This window comes from Negativicoccus succinicivorans (assembly GCF_014207605.1).
Classification (GTDB): domain Bacteria; phylum Bacillota; class Negativicutes; order Veillonellales; family Negativicoccaceae; genus Negativicoccus; species Negativicoccus succinicivorans.
The window spans coordinates 156566-182449 of record NZ_JACHHI010000002.1; the positions used below are offsets into that span (position 1 = coordinate 156566).

General features: G+C 45.5%; 22 protein-coding genes and 1 pseudogene. 20 read left to right on the forward strand and 3 right to left on the reverse strand.

Annotation, left to right across the window (positions count from 1 at the left end):
• Positions 1-260: 260 nt before the first annotated feature.
• The 19 genes and pseudogenes from speC (at position 261) to HNR45_RS02595 (ending at position 20006) form a co-directional block, all read left to right on the forward strand.
• Positions 261-2564, forward strand: a complete 2304-nt coding sequence (gene speC / locus HNR45_RS02510; protein ID WP_159823099.1) for an ornithine decarboxylase — start codon at positions 261-263, stop codon at positions 2562-2564.
• A 40-nt stretch (positions 2565-2604) separates the two neighbouring features.
• Positions 2605-3942 (forward strand): putrescine-ornithine antiporter, encoded by a 1338-nt coding sequence (gene potE / locus HNR45_RS02515; protein ID WP_159823098.1) that lies wholly within the window; start codon positions 2605-2607, stop codon positions 3940-3942.
• 145 nt (positions 3943-4087) lie between these two features.
• On the forward strand, positions 4088-5008 hold the full coding sequence (locus tag HNR45_RS02520) for a LysR family transcriptional regulator (protein WP_159823097.1): 921 nt from the start codon (positions 4088-4090) through the stop codon (positions 5006-5008).
• A gap of 347 nt (positions 5009-5355) precedes the next feature.
• Positions 5356-6810 (forward strand): lysine--tRNA ligase, encoded by a 1455-nt coding sequence (lysS, locus tag HNR45_RS02525; RefSeq protein WP_371712921.1) that lies wholly within the window; start codon positions 5356-5358, stop codon positions 6808-6810.
• Between the two features lie 690 nt (positions 6811-7500).
• Entirely contained in the window at positions 7501-9693 is a 2193-nt protein-coding gene (locus HNR45_RS02530; protein ID WP_159823095.1) for an ornithine decarboxylase, read from the forward strand.
• A 97-nt stretch (positions 9694-9790) separates the two neighbouring features.
• Positions 9791-11239 carry a putrescine-ornithine antiporter gene (potE, locus tag HNR45_RS02535; RefSeq protein WP_159823094.1) on the forward strand — a complete coding sequence of 483 codons (1449 nt, stop codon included), beginning with the start codon at positions 9791-9793 and terminating at the stop codon, positions 11237-11239.
• A gap of 190 nt (positions 11240-11429) precedes the next feature.
• Positions 11430-12125 carry a shikimate kinase gene (locus HNR45_RS02540; protein WP_159823093.1) on the forward strand — a complete coding sequence of 232 codons (696 nt, stop codon included), beginning with the start codon at positions 11430-11432 and terminating at the stop codon, positions 12123-12125.
• Complete coding sequence (locus tag HNR45_RS02545; protein ID WP_159823092.1) at positions 12034-12996, forward strand: ATP-dependent 6-phosphofructokinase; 963 nt, start codon at positions 12034-12036, stop codon at positions 12994-12996. Before HNR45_RS02540 ends, HNR45_RS02545 begins: the two co-directional genes overlap by 92 nt.
• A gap of 15 nt (positions 12997-13011) precedes the next feature.
• Positions 13012-14403: a 23S rRNA (uracil(1939)-C(5))-methyltransferase RlmD gene (rlmD, locus tag HNR45_RS02550; protein ID WP_159823091.1), complete on the forward strand. Its 1392-nt coding sequence runs from the start codon at positions 13012-13014 to the stop codon at positions 14401-14403.
• Positions 14404-14522: 119 nt separating this feature from the next.
• Positions 14523-14624: a hypothetical protein gene (locus HNR45_RS07385; protein WP_081944132.1), complete on the forward strand. Its 102-nt coding sequence runs from the start codon at positions 14523-14525 to the stop codon at positions 14622-14624.
• Positions 14625-14800: 176 nt separating this feature from the next.
• Positions 14801-15316 carry a hypothetical protein gene (locus HNR45_RS02560; RefSeq protein ID WP_034437384.1) on the forward strand — a complete coding sequence of 172 codons (516 nt, stop codon included), beginning with the start codon at positions 14801-14803 and terminating at the stop codon, positions 15314-15316.
• 318 nt (positions 15317-15634) lie between these two features.
• Positions 15635-15844 (forward strand): hypothetical protein, encoded by a 210-nt coding sequence (locus HNR45_RS02565; RefSeq protein ID WP_159823090.1) that lies wholly within the window; start codon positions 15635-15637, stop codon positions 15842-15844.
• A gap of 30 nt (positions 15845-15874) precedes the next feature.
• A pseudogene (locus tag HNR45_RS07390) lies at positions 15875-16066 on the forward strand (23S rRNA (uracil(1939)-C(5))-methyltransferase RlmD); the annotation flags it as partial.
• A gap of 3 nt (positions 16067-16069) precedes the next feature.
• Complete coding sequence (locus tag HNR45_RS07395) at positions 16070-16360, forward strand: 23S rRNA methyltransferase (protein WP_196806853.1); 291 nt, start codon at positions 16070-16072, stop codon at positions 16358-16360.
• 162 nt (positions 16361-16522) lie between these two features.
• Positions 16523-16654, forward strand: a complete 132-nt coding sequence (locus HNR45_RS02575) for a DUF1413 domain-containing protein (RefSeq protein WP_462686620.1) — start codon at positions 16523-16525, stop codon at positions 16652-16654.
• 133 nt (positions 16655-16787) lie between these two features.
• Positions 16788-17156, forward strand: coding sequence for an ArsR/SmtB family transcription factor (locus HNR45_RS02580; protein WP_159823089.1), 369 nt, complete (start codon positions 16788-16790; stop codon positions 17154-17156).
• Positions 17157-17301: 145 nt separating this feature from the next.
• Positions 17302-17523, forward strand: a complete 222-nt coding sequence (locus HNR45_RS07365; protein ID WP_003145146.1) for a cation transporter — start codon at positions 17302-17304, stop codon at positions 17521-17523.
• 15 nt (positions 17524-17538) lie between these two features.
• On the forward strand, positions 17539-19383 hold the full coding sequence (locus HNR45_RS02590; protein WP_184327521.1) for a heavy metal translocating P-type ATPase: 1845 nt from the start codon (positions 17539-17541) through the stop codon (positions 19381-19383).
• Positions 19384-19526: 143 nt separating this feature from the next.
• Positions 19527-20006, forward strand: a complete 480-nt coding sequence (locus tag HNR45_RS02595; RefSeq protein WP_034437378.1) for a Csac_0668 family 2Fe-2S cluster-binding (seleno)protein — start codon at positions 19527-19529, stop codon at positions 20004-20006.
• A 324-nt stretch (positions 20007-20330) separates the two neighbouring features.
• Here HNR45_RS02595 and HNR45_RS02600 read toward each other — a convergent pair whose 3' ends face one another.
• The 3 genes from HNR45_RS02600 to HNR45_RS02610 form a co-directional block, all read right to left on the reverse strand.
• A complete protein-coding gene (locus HNR45_RS02600; RefSeq protein ID WP_159823088.1) occupies positions 20331-22457 on the reverse strand; it encodes a heavy metal translocating P-type ATPase in 2127 nt (708 codons plus the stop codon).
• Between the two features lie 19 nt (positions 22458-22476).
• Positions 22477-22926 carry a CopY/TcrY family copper transport repressor gene (locus HNR45_RS02605; protein WP_159823087.1) on the reverse strand — a complete coding sequence of 150 codons (450 nt, stop codon included), beginning with the start codon at positions 22924-22926 and terminating at the stop codon, positions 22477-22479.
• A 565-nt stretch (positions 22927-23491) separates the two neighbouring features.
• Positions 23492-24979, reverse strand: a complete 1488-nt coding sequence (locus HNR45_RS02610) for a helicase HerA-like domain-containing protein (protein WP_159823086.1) — start codon at positions 24977-24979, stop codon at positions 23492-23494.
• Positions 24980-25487: 508 nt separating this feature from the next.
• Between HNR45_RS02610 and HNR45_RS02615 the strand changes: the two genes are divergently transcribed.
• Positions 25488-25805 carry an ArsR/SmtB family transcription factor gene (locus HNR45_RS02615; RefSeq protein ID WP_159823085.1) on the forward strand — a complete coding sequence of 106 codons (318 nt, stop codon included), beginning with the start codon at positions 25488-25490 and terminating at the stop codon, positions 25803-25805.
• Positions 25806-25884 lie beyond the last annotated feature (79 nt).

Consider the following 25884-nt stretch of genomic DNA (forward strand, 5'->3'; position numbering starts at 1 on the left):
TTCTCTTCTTTTTATGTAAAAAAAGCATGATTTTTGTAAAATATCGGTTAACAAAAATTAAAAATCGCGAAAAATTTGCACATAAAGAAACCCTGCGGCCTCGTGCTCGGGGTTTCTTTTTTTATAAGTGGAAGCTTGACCTATAAGTTTACTGTATTATTCAAAACGCGCCGACCCGCCTATACTGACAGTGAGGACAACAGGCATTGATTAAGCGCGCAGTCGATGCCGTGGTAAAAAATGTACAGGAGGATTGTCTCATGGAACTGTTAAACGTCATCTGCAGCAAAGCAGCATACGAATGCTTTGACTTGCTTTCCGATCGTGAAGTTCTTTTTTTGGAAGATGTCATCGATAATTTCGAGGTGGATTTAACTTCGGCGGCGGTCGTGATCGTCACGGAGGATGAAGCGAATTGTCTGCAACGATTCATCGATTCGGCGTTGAATATTCCGATGTTCGTCATCCGTACGCGTCGGGACACTCAAATTCCGCTGGATCTCCTGGCGGCCGGCGTTCACGTTATGGACGTCAACGAATTTGATCGCGACCTGTTCGGACGTCAGATCGAACAGGCGGCCAAAGATTATGAAAAAGAAATTTTACCCCCGTTCTTCCGTGAAATGACCGAATATGTGGGAACCGGTAACATGACGCTGGCGACGCCGGGGCACCATGGCGGTCAGTTCTTCCGTAAACATCCGGCCGGACGTGCCCTTTACGACTGGTTCGGTGAAAATCTGTTCCGCTCCGATATGAGTTCGTCCGACGTACGCATGGGCGATCTTCTGATTCACGAAGGGGCGCCGGCGGAAGCGGAAAAACACGCGGCGAAAGTATTTAACGCCGACACGACTTACTTCGTCATGAACGGCACGTCGACGGCCAATAAAGTCGTCATCAACGCGCTCTTGCATCCGGGCGATGTCGTACTGTTCGACCGTAACAACCACAAATCCGTGCACCACGGCGCGTTGGTACAGGTCGGCGCGAAACCGGTTTATTTGGAAACCGGACGCAACCCGTTCGGCTTTATCGGCGGCGTGGATGAACATTGCTTTGAAGAAGACTATCTGCGCGCGGAAGTCGCCAAAGTCGATCCGGAAAAAGCCAAGGCGAAACGCCCGTTCCGTTTGGCGTTGATCCAGCTCGGCACCTATGACGGCACGATTTATAACGCGCGTCAGGTCATCGACCGCATCGGTCACCTGTGCGACTACATCCTTTTCGACTCCGCTTGGGTCGGTTATGAACAATTTATTCCGATGCTGCGCGACTGCAGCCCGCTGCTTTTGGAACTCGGACCGGATGATCCGGGCGTCATGGTCACGCAGTCGGTACATAAACAGCTCGCCGGCTTCTCGCAGGCCTCCCAAATTCATAAAAAAGACAGTCACATTAAAGATCAGCCGCGGTACTGCAACGACGACTGCTTCAACAACGCATTTATGTTGCACGCGTCGACCTCGCCGTTCTACGCGATTTTCGCCTCGCTGGACGTCAACGCGAAGATCCACGAAGGCGAAGCGGGCCGCAAATTGTGGGCCGATACCGTTAAGCTCGGCATTGATATCCGCAAAGAAATCATCAAAAACTGTCACTATTTCAAGCCGTTCATTCCGGAAACGATCGACGGCAAAGCGTGGGAAGATTACGACACCAATATCATCGCCAATGATATCCGCTTCTTCCGCATGAACCCGAAAGACAGCTGGCACGGCTTTGCAGCGTACGGTAAAAATCAGTACGTCATTGATCCGTGCAAGTTGCTCCTCTATACGCCGGGCATCAATAAAAAAACGTGGGAATATGAAGACTTCGGTATTCCGGCGGGATTGCTTTCGAACTACCTGCGCGAACACGGCATGACACCGGAAAAGAGCGATCTGAACTCGATTCTCTTCCTGCTTACGCCGGCGGAAACCTACACGAAGATGCAGAACCTGATTTCACTCCTCGTGCGGTTTGAAACCTGTCTGGACGAAGATCTGCCGCTTTCGCAGGTATTGCCGAAGATTTATAAACAAAACGAAGCCCGTTACAAAGGCTACACCATTCGACAACTCTGCCAGGAAATGCACGATTTCTACAAATCGCGCCGCGTCAACATTCTGCAGAAACGTTTGTTCCGCAAAGAATACATGCCGGAAGTCGCGATGAGCGCGAAAGACGCGAACTATGAATTCGTCGCGGGCAACTGGGAAAAAGTCACCCTCGATCAGATCAAAGGCCGCGTAGCTTTGGAAGGCGCGTTGCCGTACCCGCCGGGAATCCTCACGATTGATCCGGGCGAACGCTGGGGCGATACCGTCATCGAATATTTCCGTGCCTTGGAAGATACGATCAATCTGTTACCGGGATTTGCCGGTGAAATTCAGGGCGTTCACTTCGCTGAAATCGACGGTAAAACACGCGCGGTAGCGTATGTTTTGAAAGACGAAAGCGTCATTCAAAACGCGCAGCCGCATCGCGCCGACACCAAAGAGAAAGCGACGAGCTCGGCGACGACGCCGAAAAAAGAAAACGCGGATAGTAAAGCGGCCGCGAAAACGACAAAAAAATAATCGCCCGAGTGGCGGTGGTATCTAAAAGGATGCGATCACTATGTCACAAGCAGCAAAAAAAATGGGCGTCGTTCAGCTGACTATTATTACGGCGGTTAACATGATGGGCTCCGGCATCATCATGTTGCCCGCCAAGCTGGCGTCCGTTGGTACGATGTCGATCCTCTCCTGGCTGGTGACGGCGGTAGGGTCGATGTGTTTGGCTTACTGTTTTGCCCAATGCAGCATGTTCAGCAGAGAACAGGGCGGCATGGGCGGCTACGCCGACAACGCGTTCGGCAAGGCCGGCAATTTTCTTTGCAACTATACATACTCGTTTTCATTGATTATCGCCAATGTCGCGATTGCGATTTCCGCGGTCGGCTACGGCACGGAATTTATGGATATGAAACTGTCGGCCTTGGGTGTCGGGATCGCAACGATCGCGACGCTTTGGGTGACGTCAGTACTGAATTTCGGTGGCGCCGGCATTACCGGCAAAATCGGTTCCGTTACCGTTTGGGGCGTAATTATTCCGGTCGTCGGCATCAGTCTGATCGGCTGGTTCTGGTTTGACCCGACGCTCTATATCAACTCATGGAACCCGCACGGACTGCCTTTTATGGAAGGAGTCAGCGAGTCGATTACGCTAACCCTCTGGTCGTTCTTGGGTTTGGAATCCGCATGCGCCAACAGCGACGCGGTGGAAAATCCGGAAAAGAACGTACCGATTGCGGTGTTGGGCGGCACGCTGGGAGCAGCGATCGTCTACATTGCCTCGACCAACGTCATGGCGGGGATAGTGCCGATTGATCAGTTGGCTGCTTCCAACGCACCGTTCGGCTTTGTCTTTGCGCATATGTTCAGTCCGATCGCCGGCAAGATCGTCATGGGTCTGATGTCGCTCGCCTGCATCGGTTCGCTTTTGGGCTGGCAGTTCACGACCGCGCAGGTATTGAAGTCGTCGGCGGACGTCGGCTACTTCCCGCGCGTTTTCTCGAAAGTCACACGCGCCAATGCGCCGGTCGCCGGCATGATCATCATGACGATTATCGAAACCGTCATCGCCTTCGCCACGATTTCTCCGAGCCTGATGGAACAGTTCAGCGCGATCGTCGATCTCGCGGTCGTCACCAACCTTGTTCCCTATGTGCTTTCGATGGCCGCCTTGCCGATTATCTTGCATAAAGCGGGCGTGTCGAAACAAAAACGGCTGACCACGTACGCGGTCAACCTCATCGCGACCGCGTACAGCTTCTACGCCCTGTATGCCTGCGGCGAATTCGCGCTGGCCTACGGCGGCCTGGTCACCTTCTTAGGCTGGACATTTTATGGCTTTATCGCCAATCAATTCGAAGTTCGTCGGCCCGAAGAAAAGGTGACGACAAGTCAAATTTGATACTTCATATAAGGGTTGTCTTGGGATGCTTCATACCGGTCGTCTTGTGTGAAAGTAATAAATTCGATACAATTACATCGTGAGACAACAAGCCATTTGAGCAGGTGGGGGCAACTCCACCTTGTTCTTGCATTGGGGGATTACGATGAATCTGGATTTTTATCGCAACTTTGTTACTGTGGCGGAATCCTATACCGTAAGTGAAGCCGCGCGACGTTTGAATATCGCGCAGCCGGCCTTGTCAGCGCAAATTAAAAGCCTGGAGTCGTATTACGGCGTTCAACTGATTAAAACGAGACAGGGCAGTCGTCACTTGGAGTTGACGGCCGCCGGTGAACTTTTATATCGGCGGATGCGCCATATTTTGAATGCGACGGATGTACTGCGGACCGACCTGAAAATGGTCGCTTTCAATGAACTGGAAACGGTCGCGATCGGCACGGTGCCGGATCTTTCGATGGCTGTAGGTGAATATGTCGCCGACTTCGCCGAAAAGCATCCGGATCGCCGTTGGCGCATTACTGTCAACGATGTCGCCACGCTCGCCGACCATTTGGAGCGCGGTGAGATTCATTGCATCATTACGCCGTTTGCCGCGTCGCAGGCATTTATGTATACTTTGGAGGGCGCGTTTACAAGACCGATTTACGCGATCGGAAGGAAGGATCACCCGCTATTGAAAGATAAGCAGCATGTACGAATGACATCCCTGACCAAGGAACCGATTTGCTTGGCGACGGAATTGGAAGAAGGATTTTTCCGCAGCTGTCGTGAAGAACATGTCGAAATTCCCGTTGGGATACGCTGCACATCGACGGCGACGGTGGTCGATGTGGCCTTGCGTTGCCATCGGATCGCGGTCATCGCGGGCGACGTGTCGCCGTGGTTGGCTCCCTACATTACGGCGGTGCCGTTACGCAGCAAATACCTGAGGGCGGAGCATTACGTCTATACCCAAAAAGGGGTGGAGCTCCCTAAAGTCATGCGTCAATTTCTTGACCACCTTAAAGACAGGGAGGACTACCGACCCGATTTCCCGCGTTCCGAGATGTCCGCGGAGGTTTGACACTCGAAAAAGGGTTTGCTATAATTTATGAAACATAAGATTGTTAATAAATTAAATTGACAACTAGTGGGAGGTCCGGTATGGAAGGGCAATTCGACGCGGTATACTTACGTTGCGTGCAGCCGTCAGCGCCGGCACGCCGTGTGATCCTGCCGCGTAAGGCGACAGATGCCAAACCGACGTTTCGTCGGTAAAATACTTTTCTGCACATCACAAAGAAAATTCATTACGGCTATGTCGACTTAAAAGGAGAGAATAACATGGATAACGCACAAAACGAACAGGCTAATGTACAGAATGACCACAGTTCCGAATTGGAACAACTGCGCGAAGGCGAATCGGAGCAGATGCAGATCCGCCGTGAAAAGCTGCAGAAGATTTACGATTTAGGAGTGACGCCGTTCGGTCAGAAATTTGACTGGACGCATCATAATCAGCAGATCATTGACGAATTTGCTGAACTGGAAGAGCAGGAAGTCGCGATTGCCGGTCGTATCATGGCGATCCGCGATCACGGCAAAACGGCGTTCCTGAATCTGCGCGACTTCACGGGCGACATTCAAGTCTACTTGCGCCAAGATGAAGTGTCCGAGCTCGAATGCCAACTGTTTCAATTGCTGGATATCGGTGATATCGTCGGAATTAACGGAAAGGTATTCAAAACGCACAAGGGTGAAATCACCGTGCGCGTGGAAAAACTGACCTTGCTTTCGAAGGGCTTGCGTCCGTTGCCGAACAAATGGCAGGGCTTGAAAGATCCGGAAATTCGTTACCGTCAACGTTACGTCGACCTGATCATGAACCCGCAAGTGCGTGACACCTTCAAAAAGCGTTCGCAGATCATTAACTGCATTCGCGAATGGCTCACCGATCACGGCTTCATGGAAGTCGAAACGCCGATGATGCAGACGATCTACGGCGGCGCGGCCGCGCGTCCGTTCATCACGCACCACAACGCGCATAACATGGATGTGTACATGCGGATCTCGCCGGAATTGTACCTGAAGAGATTGGTCGTCGGCGGTTTCGAACGCGTCTTTGAAATCAACCGCAACTTCCGCAATGAAGGTATCGACAACCGTCACAATCCGGAATTCACGATGCTGGAAACGTACCAGGCGTACGGCAACTTTGAAGACGCCATCTACCAGACGGAACAAATCGTCTCCTACTGCGCGCAGAAGGTACTCGGCACGATGAAAATTAATTATCAGGGCACGGAAATCGATCTTACTCCGCCGTGGAACCGCATGACCATGCCGGAAGCGGTCAAGAAATTCTCGGGCGAAGACTTTGATCAGGTAGAAACGATCGAAGAAGCGCGCGCGATCGCGGATCGCCTCGGTGCGGAATACACGGAGCATGACGGCATCGGCAAGATTCTGAACGCCTGCTTTGAAGAAGTGGCGGAAGAAAAACTGATTCAGCCGACCTTTATTTTCGGTCACCCGCTGGAAATTTCGCCGCTCGCCAAACAGAATAAAGAAAATCCGTCGATTACCGACCGCTTTGAAGCATTTATCTTCGGTCGCGAACTCGCCAACGGCTACTCCGAATTGAATGACCCGATCGATCAGCGCGGTCGCTTCGAACAGCAAATGCGCGAATTTGAATTGGGCGATGACGAAGCCCATCAGATGGACGAAGACTTCGTCGCCGCTTTGGAATACGGCTTGCCGCCGACCGGCGGCTTGGGCATCGGGATTGATCGCATGATCATGTTCCTGACGGATGCCGCATCCATTCGTGATGTCATCCTGTTCCCGCTGATGCGTCCGGAAGAAGGACGTGCCGCGCGGTGACAACGCGGAAGAAGCATCGGAAAACGAAGAAAAATAAAAGAGCCATCACCCAAAAGAGACCCCGAGGGGTCTCTTTTTTAGTATTTACATCATTTAAATATAGTAAAAATATATAAGTTAATCATCGCTTTATGAAACTTAAAATTTCAGTATGCATGGAACGCAAGCGTCTCCAAAAGGGAGGATAAAAATAAAATTATAAAAACACGCGAATATATTAAAACTATTTTTTATGATTTCTAATATATGTGCTTGGAATAGCCACTGAGCCTTATAACAAAGGCATTGATAAGATTATAAAATAATCCGGTCATTATTTTATAAAAAATCTCAATTATCAATAAAATTTTTGTTTATTGTCAAAATAAATTAAATACACTGAGTTTCTGAGGTATTTCTATGAAATTTATGAAATTGACAACTTTCAAAGTAAAGTACTATAATGTTGTTGAACGCTGGGTGAAAGCCGCAAACACCCGTGTGGCACGTAGCGATGTTTTTTTGCACCTCAGGTGGTCAGAATTGGATAATGAGCCAGGACAGAATCGGTCGACGATCTGCCGGGCGAATGCAAATCGCCGAGTGGGGAAACCGATTCGGCAGGCTGATGTACATCATCGTTGTGCTAATGCCGTTTTTTTGTGGCTATGACATTTATTGTCTAAGTAAGAAGACTGGGAGGTCTTAATAATGAAGCATCTGAAAGTGGGTTACAGTCCGCTCGCAGAACAATACTTTGACTTGGCGGTCGGCCGGGAAAAAGTATGTCTCGACAATACGGACTTCACCGATGTTGCGGTAGCTGTTATCACAGATCAGGAAATGGACTACCTCGACAACGTGAAAGCAACGGGATTCAACATTCCGGTCATTGCCGTATTGACCGAAGGCAAAGCGCTCGACTTGAAATACATGGGCCAAATTGACCATGTTATCGACGCGGCGAACACGGACACCAAACGCGGTTACTACAGCCGCCAGGTTGAACAGGCTGCAGCGGCGTATGAAGAAGACGTATTACCGCCGTTCTTCCGTTCGTTGGCTGACTATGTGGCAGCCGGCAAATCGCAGTTTGACTGCCCGGGCCATCAGGGTGGTATGTTCTACCGTAAAATGCCCGCAGGCCGTGCTTTCTTTGATTTCTTTGGCGAAAACGTATTCCGCGCCGACCTTTGCAACGCTGACGTTAAGTTGGGCGATCTCTTGATTCATGAAGGTCCGGCTTTGGATGCGCAGCAGCACGCAGCGCAAGTCTACAACGCGGACAAAACGTACTTCGTTTTGAATGGTACGTCGTCCTCCAATAAAGTCGTATTGAACGCTTTGCTCGCCCCCGGCGACTTGGTTCTCTATGACCGCAACAACCACAAATCGATCAACCACGGCGCTTTGGTTCAGGCCGGTGCGACTCCGGTATACCTGGAAACCGCGCGTAACCCGTTCGGTTTCATCGGCGGTATCCTGGAAGGCTGCTTCGATGAGAAGAAACTCCGCGAACTCGCGGCCGAAATGGATCCGAAAAAAGCGAAAGAAAAACGCCCGTTCCGTCTCGCGGTTATCCAGCTCGGTACCTATGACGGCACGATCTACAACGCGAAACAGGTCATTGAAAAGATCGGTCACCTCTGCGACTACATTCTCTTTGACTCCGCTTGGGTAGGTTATGAACAGTTCATTCCGATGATGCGTGACTGCAGTCCGATGCTCTTGGAACTCGGTCCGGATGATCCGGGTATCTTCGTAACCCAATCTGTCCACAAACAACAGGCCGGCTTCTCGCAGACCTCGCAGATCCACAAAAAAGACAGCCATATCAAAGGCCAGGATCGTTACTGCCCGCATAAACGCTTGAACAACGCGTTCATGATGCACGCGTCGACCTCGCCGTTCTACCCGATGTTCGCGTCCTTGGACGTCAACGCGAAAATGGCTGACGGCGAAGCAGGCAAACGCCTCTGGGTTGAAGCCGTTAAACTCGGTATCGAAACCCGTAAAGCGATTTTGCGCAGCTGCAAAATGATCAAACCGTTCGTTCCGCCGACAGTCAACGGCAAACCGTGGGAAGACGGCGACACCGAAGACATGGCGAACAACCTGGACTACTTCCGTTTCGTTCCGGGTGAACGTTGGCACTCCTTCGACGGTTACGGCGAAGGCCAGTACTTCGTCGATCCGATGAAACTGCAGTTGACCACGCCGGGTATCCACGCGGAAGACGGCACCTATGAAGACTTCGGTATTCATGCCAACATTCTCGCGAATTACCTCCGTGAAAACAACATCATTCCGGAAAAATGCGACTTGAACTCGATTCTGTTCCTCTTGACGCCGGCGGAAACGCAGACCAAGATGCAGAACCTCGTAGCGCAAATCGCTCGCTTCGAACGCTTGATCGAAGAAGATGCGCCGATGCAGGACGTATTGCCGACCATCTACTACAACAATATCGACAAATACAAAGGTTACACGATTCGTCGTCTCTGCCAGGAAATGCAGGACTTCTACAAAGAACGCAACGTGAAAGAACTGCAGAAACGTTTGTTCCTGAAAGACTACTTCCCGGAATATGTCAATACGCCGTATAAAGCGAACCTCGAATTCGTTCGCAACCATGGTGAATTGGTACCGGTTGACGAAATCGAAGGCCGCATCGCTCTCGAAGGTGCGTTGCCGTACCCGCCGGGAGTTCTGACGGTAGTTCCGGGTGAACGTTGGAGCGCTACCGCGCAGAAATACTTCCTCGCGCTGAACGAAGGCATCAACCAGTTGCCGGGCTTCGCGCCGGAAATCCAGGGCGTATACCTGGAAACGGAAGACGGTAAGAAACGTGCTTACGGTTATGTATTGAAGAAAGAATACGAAGAAGAATTCGCGAAAGCGTAATTCGATCGTATTTGTAACACCTGCTTTCAGACACGGTGTGCCGGGCGGACTCGGCACACCGTAATGGAAGGCGGGTATTGAGGAGAGTGCTTTTATAATGGCAGATAGCTCACAAAATAAAATGAGCGTTGTCCAGCTGACAATTTTGACAGCGGTCAACATGATGGGGTCCGGTATCATTATGTTACCGACCAAGCTTGCGCAAGTAGGCACCATGTCCATTTTGAGCTGGGTCGTGACAGCGGTCGGTTCGATGTGCTTGGCGTATGCGTTTGCTAAATGCGGTATGTACACCCGCCGTGGCGGCGGTATGGGCGGCTACGCGGAATATACGTTCGGCAAAGCCGGTTCTTTTATGGCGAACTACACTTACGGTGTATCGCTCTTGATCGCCAACATCGCGATTGCGATTTCGGCCGTCGGTTACGCGCAGGAATTTATGGAAGTTGAATTGTCCTCCGTAGCGGTCGGCATGTGGACGATCGCAACACTTTGGTTGGCGACAGTCATGAACTTCGGCGGCGCGAAATACACCGGCCGAGTTTCTTCGGTTACCGTTTGGGGCGTTATTATCCCGGTACTCGGCATTTCCGTTATCGGTTGGTTCTGGTTCAACCCGTCGACCTATACGGAAGCTTGGAACCCGCACAACTTGCAATTCTTTGATGGTTTAACACAGTCGATCGCGATGACATTGTGGGCCTTCCTCGGCATGGAATCGGCAAGCGCCAACTCCGAAGCCGTTGAAAACCCGGAAAAGAACGTGCCGATCGCTTGCTTAGGCGGTACGTTGGGCGCAGCTATCATTTACATCTTGTCCACCAACGTTATGGCCGGTATCGTTCCGAACGCAGAACTCGCGATGTCTTCGGCGCCGTTCGGCTTGGCATTCGCGACGATGTTCACCCCGACAGTAGGTAAAATCGTCATGGGTCTCATGGTAATGTCTTGTTTCGGTTCGCTCTTGGGTTGGCAGTTCACGATCGCTCAGGTATTCAAAACCTCGTCGGACGAAGGCTACTTCCCGAAACTGTTCAGCAAAGTTACTTCCTATGGCGCACCGATCGTCGGCATGATCACGATCACCGTCATTCAGTCGCTCCTGTCGTTAATGACGATCAGCGACGCGCTGTATGAACAGTTTGAAACGCTGGTTAACTTGGCGGTTGTTACGAACATCATCCCGTACCTGCTCTCGATGGCGGCTCTGGTCGTTATTCAGAAAGCGGCGGGTCATTACAGCGGTGCGACCACCTTCATCGCGCTCCTTGGTTCGTTGTACAGCTTCTATGCGCTGTATTCTTCGGGCTTCGACTCGATGACTTACGGTTCGCTCGTTACCTTCTTCGGTTGGACGCTCTACGGTTTCGTTTCGGAACGGTTCGACCTGATGGATTCCATTTACTGGAACCGTGAAGAAGATAAACGCACGGGTCGTGTCGATGAAGAAGCGCAAAAACTCTACGCGGCGCATCAAGCCAAATTGGATAGTGAAGCGCATGTATCGCATGAATATGATCCGGCGATGAAAAGCGAAACTAAATAATGAATAAAGAAAAGAAGTCGCGCGAGCGGCTTCTTTTTTATTGTGTAAAACTTTTGTTTTCCCGGCGTCGCAAAATAAAAAATTATCGACAGTATGGATTCCCGACCGTGTGAAAAGCCGAGCTCGCTCCCGATGTCTTCCGCATTGTTTTAGCTGAGAATTTGTTATAATAAAAACAAAGAGGGAGATCATGCGAGAAGAACGTCAAAATCGTCTCATCAAAAAACGCAATATCGTTTTGATCGGCTCCATGGGCACGGGGAAAAGCCATGTCGGTCGGATGCTGGCGCGGGAGTTGGGCTGGCAGTTCATCGACACGGATCGCTTTTTGGAGCGTGAACGCGGCATGTCGCTGGCGGAACTCGGCGCGACACTCGGCGCGGACGCGTTGCGACAGGCGGAAGCCGAGGTCATTGAGCGCGTGCGCCGCTACCATCATGCGATCATCGCGGTCGGCGGCAACTTCGTGTTGGAAGAGGGCATGTTTGAACGTCTGCGCGAATATGGCGTAGTTGTTTTGTTGTACGCGAAAACATTTCGCATCATTGAGCGCGTAGCTCGCAAGCAGGGCAAACGCCCGACCATTGATTACGATAATTTGGCCGGTTGCGTCGCCGACTTGAATCGCGCCTGGTACGGTTGGCACGAACGCGCCGACTGCTCGGTGAATACCACGTATCGGACACCGACGCGCTTGGCGTATGCGATCCGTCGCTACCTGCATCGGGCGCCGTTTCGTTTCCTGACGCGACGCGGCGAAGAGCGACATAAAACGCGACGAAAGGGGTATAGTTATGGTAAGAAAAGTAGCCGTTTTGACCAGTGGCGGCGACGCGCCCGGCATGAACGCCGCGCTTCGAGCGGTCGTACGGGCGGCGATTTATAGAGATTGGAACGTCGTCGGCATTCGGCGCGGCTATGCGGGGCTGTTGGAAGAGGATTACCTGCCGTTATTTCGTCGTTCCGTCGGCGGCATCATTCACCGCGGCGGCACGATGCTGCGCACCGCGCGCAGTCCCGAATTTAAAGAACCGATCCGCCAAAAACAGGCGCTTGATTTTTTGGAACGCATCAACGTCGACGGCCTGATCGTGATCGGTGGCGACGGCTCGTTACAGGGCGCCGCGTCATTATCGGCGCAGGGCTTGCCGACCGTGACCATACCCGCGACCATTGATAACGACATGGCGGGAACGGAAGACACCATCGGTTTCGATACCGCCGTCAATACGATCGTGCATGCGGTGAACGCCATTCGCGACACCGCTTTTTCGCATGAACGGATCGCCGTCATTGAGGTCATGGGACGTTCCCGTGGCCATTTGGCATTGACGGCCGCGGCGGCGTGCGGCGCGGAAGCGGTACTCGTGCCGGAACTTCCCGTCAGCATGGACGCTCTTGTCGAGCGTTTGCAAACCTGCCGCTACAACGGCAAGCATGACGGCATCGTCATTGTCGCCGAAGGCGCCGCCAAAGGAGCGGATGTGTCGCAAGCGATCAGTGAACGCACCGCCTTTGAACCGTCCGTCACCGTGCTCGGGTATATCCAGCGCGGCGGCGCGCCGAGCGCGCATGACAGCATCTTGGCCAGCCGTTTGGGCGCGGCGGCCGTCACCGCCTTGGAAGGAAACGATACCGCCCATCTGATCGCCAGTCGCGCGCAGAATATCGTGGCCGTTCCCTACGCAGAATTATCACAAACTAAACGGGAGCTGGATATGGAATTGTACCAGCTTGTCCATGAATTGAGTATGTAAAAGAATCGAGAGAACATGAAAAAAATAAACGCTGTTCCCGTCGCGCTCGGTCGCGACTACCCGATCACCATTCATGATCTGGGCAGTCACGGCGAGGGCGTCGGTCGTTATGAAGGATTTACCGTATTCGTTGCCGGCGCTTTGCCCGGCGAAACCGTGCGGGCGACCATCCTCACACTGAAAAAGAAATACGCTGTCGGCGATTTGCGCGAAATCATCACCGCGTCACCCGATCGCGTCACGCCGCCGAAAGGCTACTATCCCGAAGTCGGGATCTATCCGCTGGTCACATGGGATTATGAAGCGCAGCTGCGTTGGAAACGCGAGCGCGTCGCGCATTTATTGACCCATATCGGCGGCATCGATGTCGCCGTCGAACCCGTCATCGGCATGGCGGATCCTTTCCATTATCGGAATAAAATTCAAGTCCCCGTCGGCTTGCGCGACGGCCGTCCGGCGATCGGTTTTTATGAACGCCAAAGCCACGACATTGTCGATATGACCACTTGCCTCTTGCAAGACCCCGCGACCAATCGTCTGCTCGCCGCCGTGCGCAAAATCCGCGCGGAACTTTCGACCGAACCCTATGACGAACGCGCCGGCACCGGCGTACTGCGCCATGTCGTCGGCCGCACCGGCGAAGGCGGCAAAGTAATGGCGATCCTCGTCACCGCCACGCGCGAATTGCCGGACAAGGAACGTTGGATCGAACGCTTGCGCGAAGAAGTGCCCGAACTCGTATCGCTCTACCAAAATATTCAAAAAGAACGCACCAACGTTATTTTAGGCAAAACCATGAAACACTTGTGGGGCCATGGAGTGCTGGCTGCGACCATCGGCGATTTACGTTTCGCCTTGTCGCCGGGCTCCTTCTTTCAAGTGAACCCCGTACAGACGCGCGTGCTCTATGAAACCGCCTTGCAAGCGGCTCGGCTCACCGGGCAAGAAACCGTTATCGACGCCTACTGCGGCACCGGCACCATCTCGCTCTTTCTCGCGCGCCAAGCGCAGCGCGTCATTGGTGTCGAAAAATTCGCTCCCGCCGTCAAAGACGCCCGCAACAACGCCCGCTTAAACGGCTTGGACAACGCTTCATTTATCGCCGGCGATACCGCGGAGGTTTTACCCCAGCTCGCCGCGCAGGGCGTCACACCCGATGTCATCGTCATGGATCCGGCGCGCGCCGGTTGCGATGAAAAAGTGCTCGCGACCGTCGCCGACTGGCAGCCGAGCCGCATCGTTTACGTCTCCTGCAACCCTGCCACCTTGGCGCGTGACGCGTCGTACCTCGCCACCCGCGGCTATGCCGTCACCCACGTGCAGCCCGTCGACATGTTCCCGCACACCACGCATATCGAGACGGTGGCGTTATTGTCTCGCCGTACTGACGAAGCTCATACCGGTTGAAATAACAAAAGAGGAATGTAGTATCCCAGCTGGAAAAGTGGTACAATCACAGACCAGAAGTAGGTGTGGGTTTTACTAGGAAGGAGACAGCCGATGGATTTGGAGCGCTCTGATTTGCGATTGGGAAGACCTTTGTAACAGAGATATATTTTGATAAAAAGAGCAAGGATACATTTCAAGATAAGCTGTTAAAGGTAGTGCAATCGGAACGGAAAGAATGAAAAATAGATTGCTTAGTATTAACATTTTCAATTTTTTCAATATCTAGTTCTATGCAACCCTTAATACGTTTGATGATATGTGTAAAACTATGAGTTGTAAAAGAAAAAATTACTTGAAAAACCATGCAAAATGTTGTAATATTAAGTAAAACTTAAAAAAGATAGGAGATGATGGAATGGGACTGTTTGGTTTATTTGGAGGCAAGAAAACGATTGAGTTAGATAAAGCAAAAAACGATGAAAACAAAAATCGCATGAGAGAAATTTTTGATAATAAAGTAGATAATGGTTCGGAATATAAAATAGTTTACGCTTACTCAGAAGATATAGGCGGAGCAAATTTTGCAGTACTTCGTACTGTTTCCTATAAGTACAGAAGTTTTATACTGGGCTATAAGGAAAATGATTTAAGTTTAGTCTTTCTTGAAGTGAGCCCTGATTTAAATCAGGTTGGAGAAGCACTTTTGTATAAACCACAAGATGTAAAGAAAACCAATTTTACAAAGATGGTAGGTGCATATTATCTACAGTATGGAAGTTCATTCAAGAAAGAATTTTTCAACTTTTTTGTTCCTGAGACTATTGATGATATAGTTAACCATGATTGGTATGATGAAGATACTTTTGTCTACATTGACCAAAGAGAAGTACATGACAGCTGGGTGGATTTTTGGAATAAATTTTGTAAATAAACGGTAATGTATTATGTATATGTTACCAAATTATATTTTGGCTTTTATATTTACAGTATTCCTGATATATAGTTTTGTAAATATTAAAATCAAAAAAGCTAAGGTTAGCAACGGCTGTCTTTATGGCATAGGGGTTTTTGTTGCAATATTATTACTTGGAATGTCTATTTATGGAATAATATTTAATATTCCATTAGGACAAGTGCAACTAATGATAGAAAATAGCTTCAAATAAGGAAATATAGATTTGAGAAACAGTAGATCGAAAGGTTTACTGTTTTTTTGTTGCTTAGAATTTGAAAGGGAGGAAAACAGAAAATGAAAAACATAGACGAAAAAATTTTAATGGCAGAAGAAGAAATTAAGCAGTTACAAAACAAAAGAAAAAAACTCATCAGTCAGCAGAAACAGGAGGAGAGAAAAAAGAGAGATAGACGGCTTTATGAAAATGGTTTGTTCAATATACACCTTATAAAAAACGCCCCGCCACGTATGGCAAGGGCTTGTTCTTTAACTACATTACAATAGAAAGTTCTGTTATTTCAATATCTTGCAGAAATAAAATTTGTATGCGATAAAAAAGCGCTCGCGACCGTCGCCGACTGGCAACCGAGCCGCATCGTCTACGTCTCCTGCAACCCTGCCACCTTGGCGCGTGACGCGGCGTACCTCGCCGCCCGCGGCTATGCCGTCACCTATGTACAACCCGTCGACATGTTCCCGCACACCACGCACATCGAGACGGTAGCACTTTTGTCCAAACTCGATGTCGATAAGCACATAAGTGTTGAAATTGAGCTGGATGAGATGGATTTGACAAGTGCGGAGAGCAAAGCAACATATGCTCAAATCAAAGAATATGTTTGGAATAAATTTCAATTAAAAGTTTCAACATTATATATTGCACAGATAAAAAGGAAATGTGGAATAGAATTACGAGAACATTACAACAAGTCAAAAAAGGAGAAACAAATTATTCCACAGTGTACACCTGAAAAAGAAGAAGCCATCATGGATGCTTTGAGACACTTCAAAATGATTTAATACTAATATAAACAGTCAATTAAGAGTTAGGTTCTCTTGATTGGCGTTTTTTGCATTGACTTTTACATGATTTATACATGTGATATTATCAAAAATGTTGTTTATAAGGTTATTGATAAGGAGTTACCACATGAGTGATGTAATAAGCTGTTAGATGAAGCTATTAAAGAAACCGAAAACTTGTACGAAGGAGAAGTCTTTATTTTTAAGGATTTGTTTAAAGGATATGTATGGAACAGGATACCGAGAAAGGACTGTACTAATATCTTAGTAGATGTTTTTGAGATATTTTAAATAATATAAAAAACACTTGAATAAATGCTCATATAACTATTGACACAAGAGAAAAACAATAACATAATAAATATACAACGTATGAATACTTGTCCAAGTATTCAGATGAAATGATTTAAAAAGAGGTGATAATATGACTAAAAAATTTAATTCAATTGAAAGATGTGACTGCAATGTAATTCATGAGGATATTGTAAATCAAGTTAGAGATAAAATGCCTCAAGAAGAAAGCCTTTATGATCTAGCAGAATTATTTAAAGTATTTGGAGATTCAACACGAATCAGGATATTATGGGTTTTACATGAAGCTGAAATGTGTGTTTGTGATATCGCTGTATTACTTAACATGACACAATCAGCAATTTCCCATCAGCTGAGAGTCTTAAAACAAGCTAATTTAGTGAAAAACAGAAAAGAAGGCAAAGTAGTATATTATTCATTAGTTGATGATCATGTAAGAGAAATATTTGACCAAGGTCTAATTCATATCAACGAGAAGTAGTAATGCGGTAGAATAGAATATTTTTTGAAGATATTTGGGCATATATTTAAGTCTTCTTTTCAAATGAGCAATGCTTCAAGAAAATTTGAAAAAGACTTTTAGTATTCAAAATAAAATTACAAATAATATTTAGGAGGATTTAATAATGAAAAAGAAATTTATACTTGAAGGTTTAGATTGTGCAAATTGCGCGGCAAAAATGGAAAAGGCTATTAATGAGCTTGATGGAGTGAAAGAAGCTACTGTTAACTTTATGACCACAAAACTCGTTATTGATGGTGAGGATGAAAAAATGCCAACAATAATAGCAGAGGCCGAAAAAATAGTTAAAAAAATCGAACCCGATACAACTATGAAAAAGGCTTAAAGGAGGCTATTTAGTATGACAAAACGACTATGGCGAATAATTATTGGTGCAGCCGTGTTAGCTACAGCAGTATTGCTTAGTTTAAATAACGAATGGTTACAGATTGCTCTCTTTATAATAAGTTACATTATTGTAGGTGGAGATGTTGTAAAAAGAGCTGTAAAAAATATTTTTAAAGGTCAAGTTTTCGATGAAAATTTTTTATTGAGTATTGCAACAATTGGTGCATTTTTTATTGGTGAGTATCCTGAAAGTGTTGCAGTTATGCTGTTTTATCAAGTTGGAGAACTGTTTCAAAGCTATGCAGTTGGCAAGTCGAGAAAGTCAATTGCAAGCCTTATGGATATTCGACCAGATTATGCAAATGTTAAAAAAGGTGATGAACTTGTCAAAGTTGACCCAGATGAAGTACAAATTGGAGATATTATTGTAATTAAAGCAGGAGAAAAAATTCCTCTTGATGGCAAGGTAATTGAGGGAAGTTCAATGATTGATACATCGGCACTAACAGGCGAATCTGTTCCTCGTGAAGTAGAAGTTGGAAGTGATATCCTAAGTGGGTGCATCAACATTAATGGGGTTATTACAGCAGAGGTTACCAAGGAATTTGGAGAATCTACTGTAAGTAAAATTCTTGATTTAGTTGAAAATGCAAGTAGTAAAAAATCCAATTCAGAACAATTTATTACGAAGTTTGCGAGATATTATACACCGGTTGTGGTTATAATTGCAGTTTTTCTAGCTATTATACCACCTCTTGTTATAGACGGGGCGACTTTTAGTGATTGGATATATAGAGCACTAGCATTCCTTGTGGTATCCTGTCCGTGTGCTTTAGTTATTTCAATTCCTTTGAGTTTCTTCGGTGGAATAGGTGGAGCCTCAAAAAAAGGTGTTTTAGTCAAGGGTAGTAATTATTTAGAGGCATTAGCAGAAACTGAAATTGTTGTTTTTGATAAAACTGGAACACTAACGAAAGGTGTATTTAATGTACAGGAAATTCATCCAGAAGGAGTTTCCAAAGAAGAGCTACTAGAATTAACTGCACATGCGGAAAGCTATTCCAATCATCCGATTTCACTTTCACTGAAACGTGCATATAGCAAAGAAATAGACAATGGACGTATTTCAGATGTAGAAGAGATATCAGGTCATGGTGTTATTGCAACAGTAGATGGCAAAAAGGTTATGGCAGGAAATATCAAACTTATGAAAATGATGGATATCCCTTATTTCAAGGGAGAGCTGATCGGTACTATTGTACATGTTGCTGTTAATAACAAATATATAGGTTACATTGTAATTGCCGATGAGGTAAAGGAAGATTCAGCACAAGCAATCAAGGAACTTAAGGCAGCTAATATTAAACAAACAGTTATGTTGACAGGTGATAATAAAAGTATTGGTTCAAAAGTTGCTAAAGAGCTTGGTCTTGATAAGGTTTATGCAGAACTGTTGCCAGCAGACAAAGTTGAAAAACTAAAAGAATTATTTTCGCAAAAATCTAAAAAAGGTAAACTTGCCTTTGTTGGTGACGGAATCAATGATGCACCTGTATTAGCTCGTGCAGACATTGGAATAGCAATGGGTGGTTTAGGTTCTGATGCGGCCATTGAAGCTGCTGATGTTGTAATTATGACTGATGAGCCATCGAAAATTGCTACTGCAATGAAGATTTCTAAAAAGACACTAAAAATTGCACATCAAAACATAGTATTTGCAATTGGAATAAAAATAATTGTTCTTATTTTGAGTGCTTTTGGAATAACTACTATGTGGGCAGCTATATTTGCAGATGTAGGTGTAACTATCATCGCAGTATTAAATGCTTTTAGAGCTTTGAATGTAAAGAATCTATAAACTATTTTTCCTATTCACCCCTTGAATGATACCGATAATTGACGATACAATCAAGGGGTATTTTTTAATTTAAAAACTATAAATGAAAATTGGTTGGGATTTACCTTGAATTAAATGGTTTTAAAGATATGGAGGTTATGTAATTGAAAGTTATTGATGAATGTTGTTGTGGATGCAAAACAGAAAAGCCGGATCAAATTAAAGACAATTGTCCTGTATGTAATAATGAAGGGATTTCCGTTAGTAAAGTAACTGTTGAACATCTAGTGGTAGATGATTATCGTAATGCTGTTAACGGAGATCAATATAAGATTTGCATGAACGAGGACTGCGACGTTGTTTACTATAACTTAGATAATGAAATAAAATTCTTGAAAGACCAAGTTAGAGTTCCTATCTGGTTTAAGAAAGATGCAGATCCTAAGTATGCTTGTTATTGTAGCGAAGTCACAGAAAATCAGGTAATTGAAGCAGTTGTAAAGCATGGCGCGAAATCCGTAAAAGAAGTAAATGCCATCACTGGGGCAATGAAAAATTCTAATTGTAAAGAAAACAATCCGTTGGGAGTTTGTTGTCATAAGATTATTCAGGAAGCTATCGATAAAGGCTTGAAAATGAAATAATTACAGTCGATATGTTCCTACAAACGAGAGCCAATCTTTGATATGTTTCCATCTACGAGCGTGGATATGTTCCCCATAACCATAGGGGTTGAAACGGTGGCGTTATTGTCAAGAAAATAGAATAACAAGTTATAAAAGTGTTGAAATAGGTGGCTTTTAGGATTTTAAAAGAAATCAGTTCTATAATAAATTAAAAATCGTGTTGGTAGAAAAATTGTTTACTTCTACCAACACGATTTTACAAAGAGCCAGTACTTACATCTCTTTTTCTCCTGTAAAACTATTGTATCTTGATACTTTAAGGAGTTTCAATCATTCGATCTGTTAAACGTTATTTTTTGGATCTAAACTTAATAAAGTAGCATTAATGGCGACGATGACTGTTGACACAGACATTAGAATTGCTCCTAATGCAGGGCTTAATGTGATACCAATAGGAGCCAAAATTCCTGCAGCTAGAGGGATAGCTATAAAGTTATAGCCGGCTCCCCAAAAGAGATTTTGTTTCATTTTACGAGTTGTTTTGTGTGCTAATTCAATAAATGATTCAATATCTCCTGGATCAGATTGAGTCAAGATGACATCAGCTGAATCCAACGCCACTTGAGTTCCTGCACCGACCGCTATTCCAACATCTGCCAAGGCAAGAGAAGGAGCATCATTGACACCGTCACCTACCATGATAACTTTTTTTCCTTCTTCTTTAAGTGTTTTTACTAACTCATATTTGTCTTGTGGAGATTGATTTGATCTATATTCAATCTCTAAATCTTCTGCCGCGCCTTGAGCTGCTTTTTCATTATCACCTGTTGCCATAATTGGTTGAATATTGTTCTTTTTAAGAACTTTAATTAACTCTTTGCTCGTTGGTTTTAATTCATCCCCTAAAGCTACAGCACCAATAGCATCATCGTTTTCTACTAAGACACTGAGAGTTGCTCCTTTTGGAATATCCATATCCAGATTACGTCCGTAGGCTTTTTGACTGATTAATTGGTAACTATGCCCGCCTGCTTTGCCTTCTACGCCAGCACCGGAAATCACATCAATAGAATCAAAAGATGCTGGACGTATATCTTGCTGCTCGGCGAAACTTATAATTGATTGAGCAATCGGGTGGCTAGATCCTCCTTCAATACCTGCCAGTAAGGCAATGATTTCCTCTTTTGTATATTTGTCATTAAGAAGTTTTACATCTAATACTTTAAACTCACCAGTTGTTAAAGTACCCGTTTTATCTAAAATCATCACATCTGCATCTTGAGCTATTTCTAAGGCTTGGCGGTCTTTCACCAGTAACCCACGACTGGCTCCTAAGCTTGTGCTACGGGCGGTGACCAATGGAATAGCCAGACCCAATGCATGTGGACAAGCGATAACTAATGTCGTGATAGCAAAGGTAACTGCCGTTGGGATATCTCCAATAATCATCCACACTACAAAAGCTATTAGTGCGACAATGATCGCAATATAGAAGAGCCATCCTGCAACCTTTTGAGCAATATTTTCTGCTCTGGAAGGCTGACTTTGAGCTTGGCTGATTAAATTCTGAACTTGAGAGATGAAGGATTGATCACCTGTCTCATTCACTTTAATATAAAGAACCCCTTCTCCATTGGTTGAGCCTCCGATTACTTCATCGCCAGGACCTTTTTTAACTGCTTTTGATTCTCCAGTCAAAAGAGCTTCATTTACACGTGATTCGCCACGCTCGATAGTTCCGTCTGCTGGCACATTTTCTCCGGCTTGAACACGAATTAAATCACCTACCTGTAAGTCAGCAACTGGACGTGTTTCAATGGAATCGTCTTCTAACACAACATGAGCATCTTTCGGCACCAACTTAGCCAATTCTGCTTGTGCATCTCCTGCTTCTCCAATAGCTTTCATCTCAATCCAGTGACCTAATAACATGATTAATAGTAATGAAGCAAATTCAAAGAAAAAGTCCATCACGTGTTCACCCGTTACGTAGGTAATGATCACAGCATAAATACTGTATAAATATGAAACACTTAAACCTAAAGAAACGAGTGCCATCATTCCAGGTTCTTTTTGTTTAAATTCGTCAACTGCACCTTGATAGAATGGACGTCCACCATAAATAATTAATATAGTAGATAAAATAGCTACTACAATATCAGAATATGGAAAAGTAAACTGGAATGGTAGTTCAAATCCATACATAGGGGATAAGAGCATAATAATGATTCCTAGTGGCAATGACTTTAAGAATAGTTCTTTAAAGTTTCCGTGATTATGATGCTCATGCCCTCCGTGTCCGCCGTGATCATGCCCACTGTGCCCGCTGTGGTCATGACCAGCATGATGGTCGTGATGTTGATTCTTATGGTCTCCATGTTCATCTGTGATTCCATGCTCGTGTTTTAACTTATCCATGTCGTCATAATCATGGTGACTATGGGACGAATATCTGTTGTCATTATTCATTTTAAATTCCTCCTTATACTTAATGATGATGTAAATGACACTCGCATTGTCCTTCTGGACACTCGCAATCCACTTCTTCTACTGCGAAAGATTTTTTTATCTCTAATATTTTTTCTAGTCGATCTATATCATCGAAGCTTAAGACATGATCTTCAATGATGCTTCCTATTACATTTCCGACTTTCTTTTTGCAAATACGGTTAAAAATATCTTCTGCATAATCTCTTACGGCTTCTTTCTCTTCAATATTGGCAGTGTAAATAAACTTTCTACCTTCTTGCTCTGTATTTAGTACGCCTTTTTCAACTAATCGACCTAAGATCGTTTTGATAGTAGATTGTGTCCAGTCCATTTTTTCTTGCAATATGGAGATGACTTTTTTACTAGTTACTCGATCATTTGCCCAAACTACACGCATGACTTCCCATTCAGCATCTGTGATATAAGTATTAAGTGCTATTGTGCTCATTTTCCTTTTCTCCTTGTTGTCTACAGATGTAAACGAGTATACTTAAAATAAGTATACTCTTGTAAACGAAATGGGTCAAGTCTTTTTAATAAATGTAAGCAACGATTGTTGCGTTTGTTTTCCAATTTCTTCCCAGTACGATTTATAAGGTTATCATTGATTTACAACCGATTTTTATTTTGTACTTTTATCCAATGGATTTAATGGGCTAAAACTTTGAGATGATGTTAAGAATCAAGGACTAAAATTAAAAAGTGATTTTATGTAAATTGGTTATTGTGCAAGTTTCGAAGGTTATATAGTAATAAATTTAAAATTTGTCTTTATATAAAGGTTATAGGAGAAATCTTCACACAATAACTATAAAGCTTGAAATATCAATGTAAGAAAAGGTGATAGAATCAAGTTTAGTTGATAAGATAAAAGTGAATAGAGGGCTTTGTATTAAATTTACATCCCCATCAATGACAGGAATACAAGATAGGATAATACTTCTGCCAAAAGCAAAGATTGAATTTATTGAAATAAAAAGACCCTAGATTGATTTCTAAGGTCTTTTTTTATCTTATCTTCTTTTTATCATGGAACCCAGGAAGCCTCTTGCGATTTCACGACCAATGGTTCTCGTAATGGTGCCGAGCATGGAGTCGATGCCTTTATCGATATAAGACTTTTGGCTGCGGCCGGACTTTTGTGCTCTTTCAAGTTCTTTTCTTTGCGCTTCAAGTTCTTTCTGTCTTTCGGCTTCTGATTTTTCTTTTTCAGCTTCCCATTTTTCTCTTTCGATTCTTTTTAAAAGAACTTCGTAGGCGGATTCTCTGTCGATGGGTTCCTTGTACTTTGTATAAAGAAGCGAGGAATTAACCAAGGATCTATATTCCTCGTCGGTTAGCGTCGCAAAGGATGAGTGGGGCGGAAGGATCAGCGCCTTGTCTGCCACGGTTGGCGCGCCGCTTTCATCGGCAAATGAAACCAATGCTTCACCGGTCCTAAGATTTATGATTTCTTCTTTGATATCCATGGATTCATCCTGTCGGAATGTGTCGGCAACAGCGTTTATCGCCTTCAGTTCCTTTGGGGAATAAGCCCTCAGTTGATGGACGATTCGGTTGGAAAGTTGTGACGAAACGGATTCCGGCACGTCGAGAGGATTTTGCGTGATGAAGAATACGCCCACTCCTTTACTGCGTACGAGACGAACCACTTGAATAATCTTATCCTGCAAAACTTTTGGCGTGTTGTTAAAGAGTAAATGCGCTTCGTCAAAGAAGAAGACAAGCTTAGGTCTGTCTAAATCTCCAACCTCGGGGAAAGTTTCATAGATTTCCGAAAGCAAGTACAGAAGAAGCATGGAGTAGAGAAGCGGATTTGAAATCAGCTTCGTGGCATTTAAAATATTGACCACACCCTTGCCGCTTGCATCTGTTCTGATAAGGTCGCCGATATCGATCGCAGGCTCGCCGAAGAACAGATCGCCGCCGGCATCTTCAATAAACAAAAGTTTTCTGGAAATGGCAGAGAGACTTTGAGCGGCCACATTGCCGTAGGTCCTGCTGATTTCGTCCTTATTTTCGCCGACGAAATTGATCACCTGTTTAAGATCCTTTAAATCGATAAGCAGAAGACCTTCGCTGTCGGCAACTTTGAAAATAATATTTAAAACCCCGGTCTGCGTATCGTTGAGCTCCAAAATATTTGCGAGCATAAGAGGACCCATCTCAGAAACAGTAACTCTAAGAGGAATACCTTTTTCACCGTAGACATCCCACATATTCACAGGATAACTTTTAAAATCAAAATCAGGAATGCCAAGTTCTTCAAGCCTTGCATTTAATTTGTCATTCATCGCGCCGGGCTTTGAAATATTTGCAAGATCGCCCTTCACATCCGCAAGAATGGTCGGAACACCGGCGTCAGAGAGACCTTCCGTAAGCACCTTTAGAGTGACGGTTTTGCCGGTTCCGGTAGCGCCGCTGATCAGTCCGTGTCGATTGATTTTATTTAAAAGAATATAATTTTCCGTTTTCCCTTTGCCGATCAAAATTTTGTCCATGACAAGCTCCTTTCATATCTAATTTCATTATAGCAAATTAATATATAGGGAAGACCCGGATCATAAAAATATCCTGAAAAAGATGGAGTGGTTTATAATTAAGTAATCAGTAGACCTATTTCCACATACATGGTTTTTGAAAAAATTAGAATTTTATCCATACTGACCACTCAAGCCATATCGAAACGTTGGCGTTATTGGCCAAAAGCCAAGGGAAATCATCATACCGGCCCGACATACGGAATCTTTTAGGTAGCGGATACATTTGTCATCGATTCGATAAAAGGCGGCATGCGGTAACTTATCCATACGGAAATCCGGTCAAGGAACGTTGCGCGCTGCGCGACCGAGTCGGGTGTCGGAGCAGTTGTGCGTCGGAGACAGGTGGCAGAAAAAGTTTCTTTTCATCGACATAGCATCAGCGAAGAAATATTTGAAAAAATGTATCGATATATTGACAAATGTAAATATATTTAATATGATATTTCCATCTCGTAGAGGGGGAAACATGAGACTCAGAGAAGATGTCAAAAGAATGAAAGCGCTCACGGATGAAAACCGCCTTGCCATCATGCTTGCGCTCCAACATGGGGAGAAGTGCGGATGTGATCTGTTGGAAGAGCTCAATATCTCGCAACCGACTCTTTCTCATCATATGAAGATTCTTGCGAACAGCGGTCTTGTTGATTACTATAAAGAGGGCAGATGGATCTATTACTCCATCTCGGCTAAAGGCGTGCAGGCATTCCGGGATATGATCGCATTTTACGCAAGATGCGACTGTGAAACAAACGAAAATATTGCTTGCGGGCGTGAAAACAAGTAGCCAACTCAGATTAAAAATACACAGGCAGTCTCGCGGGACTGCCTATTTGAAAATCAAACACATTGATACACTTAAATGT

Excerpts from the sequence above, each read along its gene's own strand:
- speC (WP_159823099.1), top strand. The coding sequence starts at position 261 with ATGGAACTGTTAAACGTCATCTGCAGCAAAGCAGCATACGAATGCTTT.
- potE (WP_159823098.1), top strand. The coding sequence starts at position 2,605 with ATGTCACAAGCAGCAAAAAAAATGGGCGTCGTTCAGCTGACTATTATT.
- HNR45_RS02520 (WP_159823097.1), top strand. The coding sequence starts at position 4,088 with ATGAATCTGGATTTTTATCGCAACTTTGTTACTGTGGCGGAATCCTAT.
- lysS (WP_371712921.1), top strand. The coding sequence starts at position 5,356 with ATGCAGATCCGCCGTGAAAAGCTGCAGAAGATTTACGATTTAGGAGTG.
- HNR45_RS02530 (WP_159823095.1), top strand. The coding sequence starts at position 7,501 with ATGAAGCATCTGAAAGTGGGTTACAGTCCGCTCGCAGAACAATACTTT.
- potE (WP_159823094.1), top strand. The coding sequence starts at position 9,791 with ATGGCAGATAGCTCACAAAATAAAATGAGCGTTGTCCAGCTGACAATT.
- HNR45_RS02540 (WP_159823093.1), top strand. The coding sequence starts at position 11,430 with ATGCGAGAAGAACGTCAAAATCGTCTCATCAAAAAACGCAATATCGTT.
- HNR45_RS02545 (WP_159823092.1), top strand. The coding sequence starts at position 12,034 with ATGGTAAGAAAAGTAGCCGTTTTGACCAGTGGCGGCGACGCGCCCGGC.
- rlmD (WP_159823091.1), top strand. The coding sequence starts at position 13,012 with ATGAAAAAAATAAACGCTGTTCCCGTCGCGCTCGGTCGCGACTACCCG.
- HNR45_RS02560 (WP_034437384.1), top strand. The coding sequence starts at position 14,801 with ATGGGACTGTTTGGTTTATTTGGAGGCAAGAAAACGATTGAGTTAGAT.
- HNR45_RS02565 (WP_159823090.1), top strand. The coding sequence starts at position 15,635 with ATGAAAAACATAGACGAAAAAATTTTAATGGCAGAAGAAGAAATTAAG.
- HNR45_RS02580 (WP_159823089.1), top strand. The coding sequence starts at position 16,788 with ATGACTAAAAAATTTAATTCAATTGAAAGATGTGACTGCAATGTAATT.
- HNR45_RS07365 (WP_003145146.1), top strand. The coding sequence starts at position 17,302 with ATGAAAAAGAAATTTATACTTGAAGGTTTAGATTGTGCAAATTGCGCG.
- HNR45_RS02590 (WP_184327521.1), top strand. The coding sequence starts at position 17,539 with ATGACAAAACGACTATGGCGAATAATTATTGGTGCAGCCGTGTTAGCT.
- HNR45_RS02600 (WP_159823088.1), bottom strand. The coding sequence starts at position 22,457 with ATGAATAATGACAACAGATATTCGTCCCATAGTCACCATGATTATGAC.
- HNR45_RS02605 (WP_159823087.1), bottom strand. The coding sequence starts at position 22,926 with ATGAGCACAATAGCACTTAATACTTATATCACAGATGCTGAATGGGAA.
- HNR45_RS02610 (WP_159823086.1), bottom strand. The coding sequence starts at position 24,979 with ATGGACAAAATTTTGATCGGCAAAGGGAAAACGGAAAATTATATTCTT.
- HNR45_RS02615 (WP_159823085.1), top strand. The coding sequence starts at position 25,488 with ATGAGACTCAGAGAAGATGTCAAAAGAATGAAAGCGCTCACGGATGAA.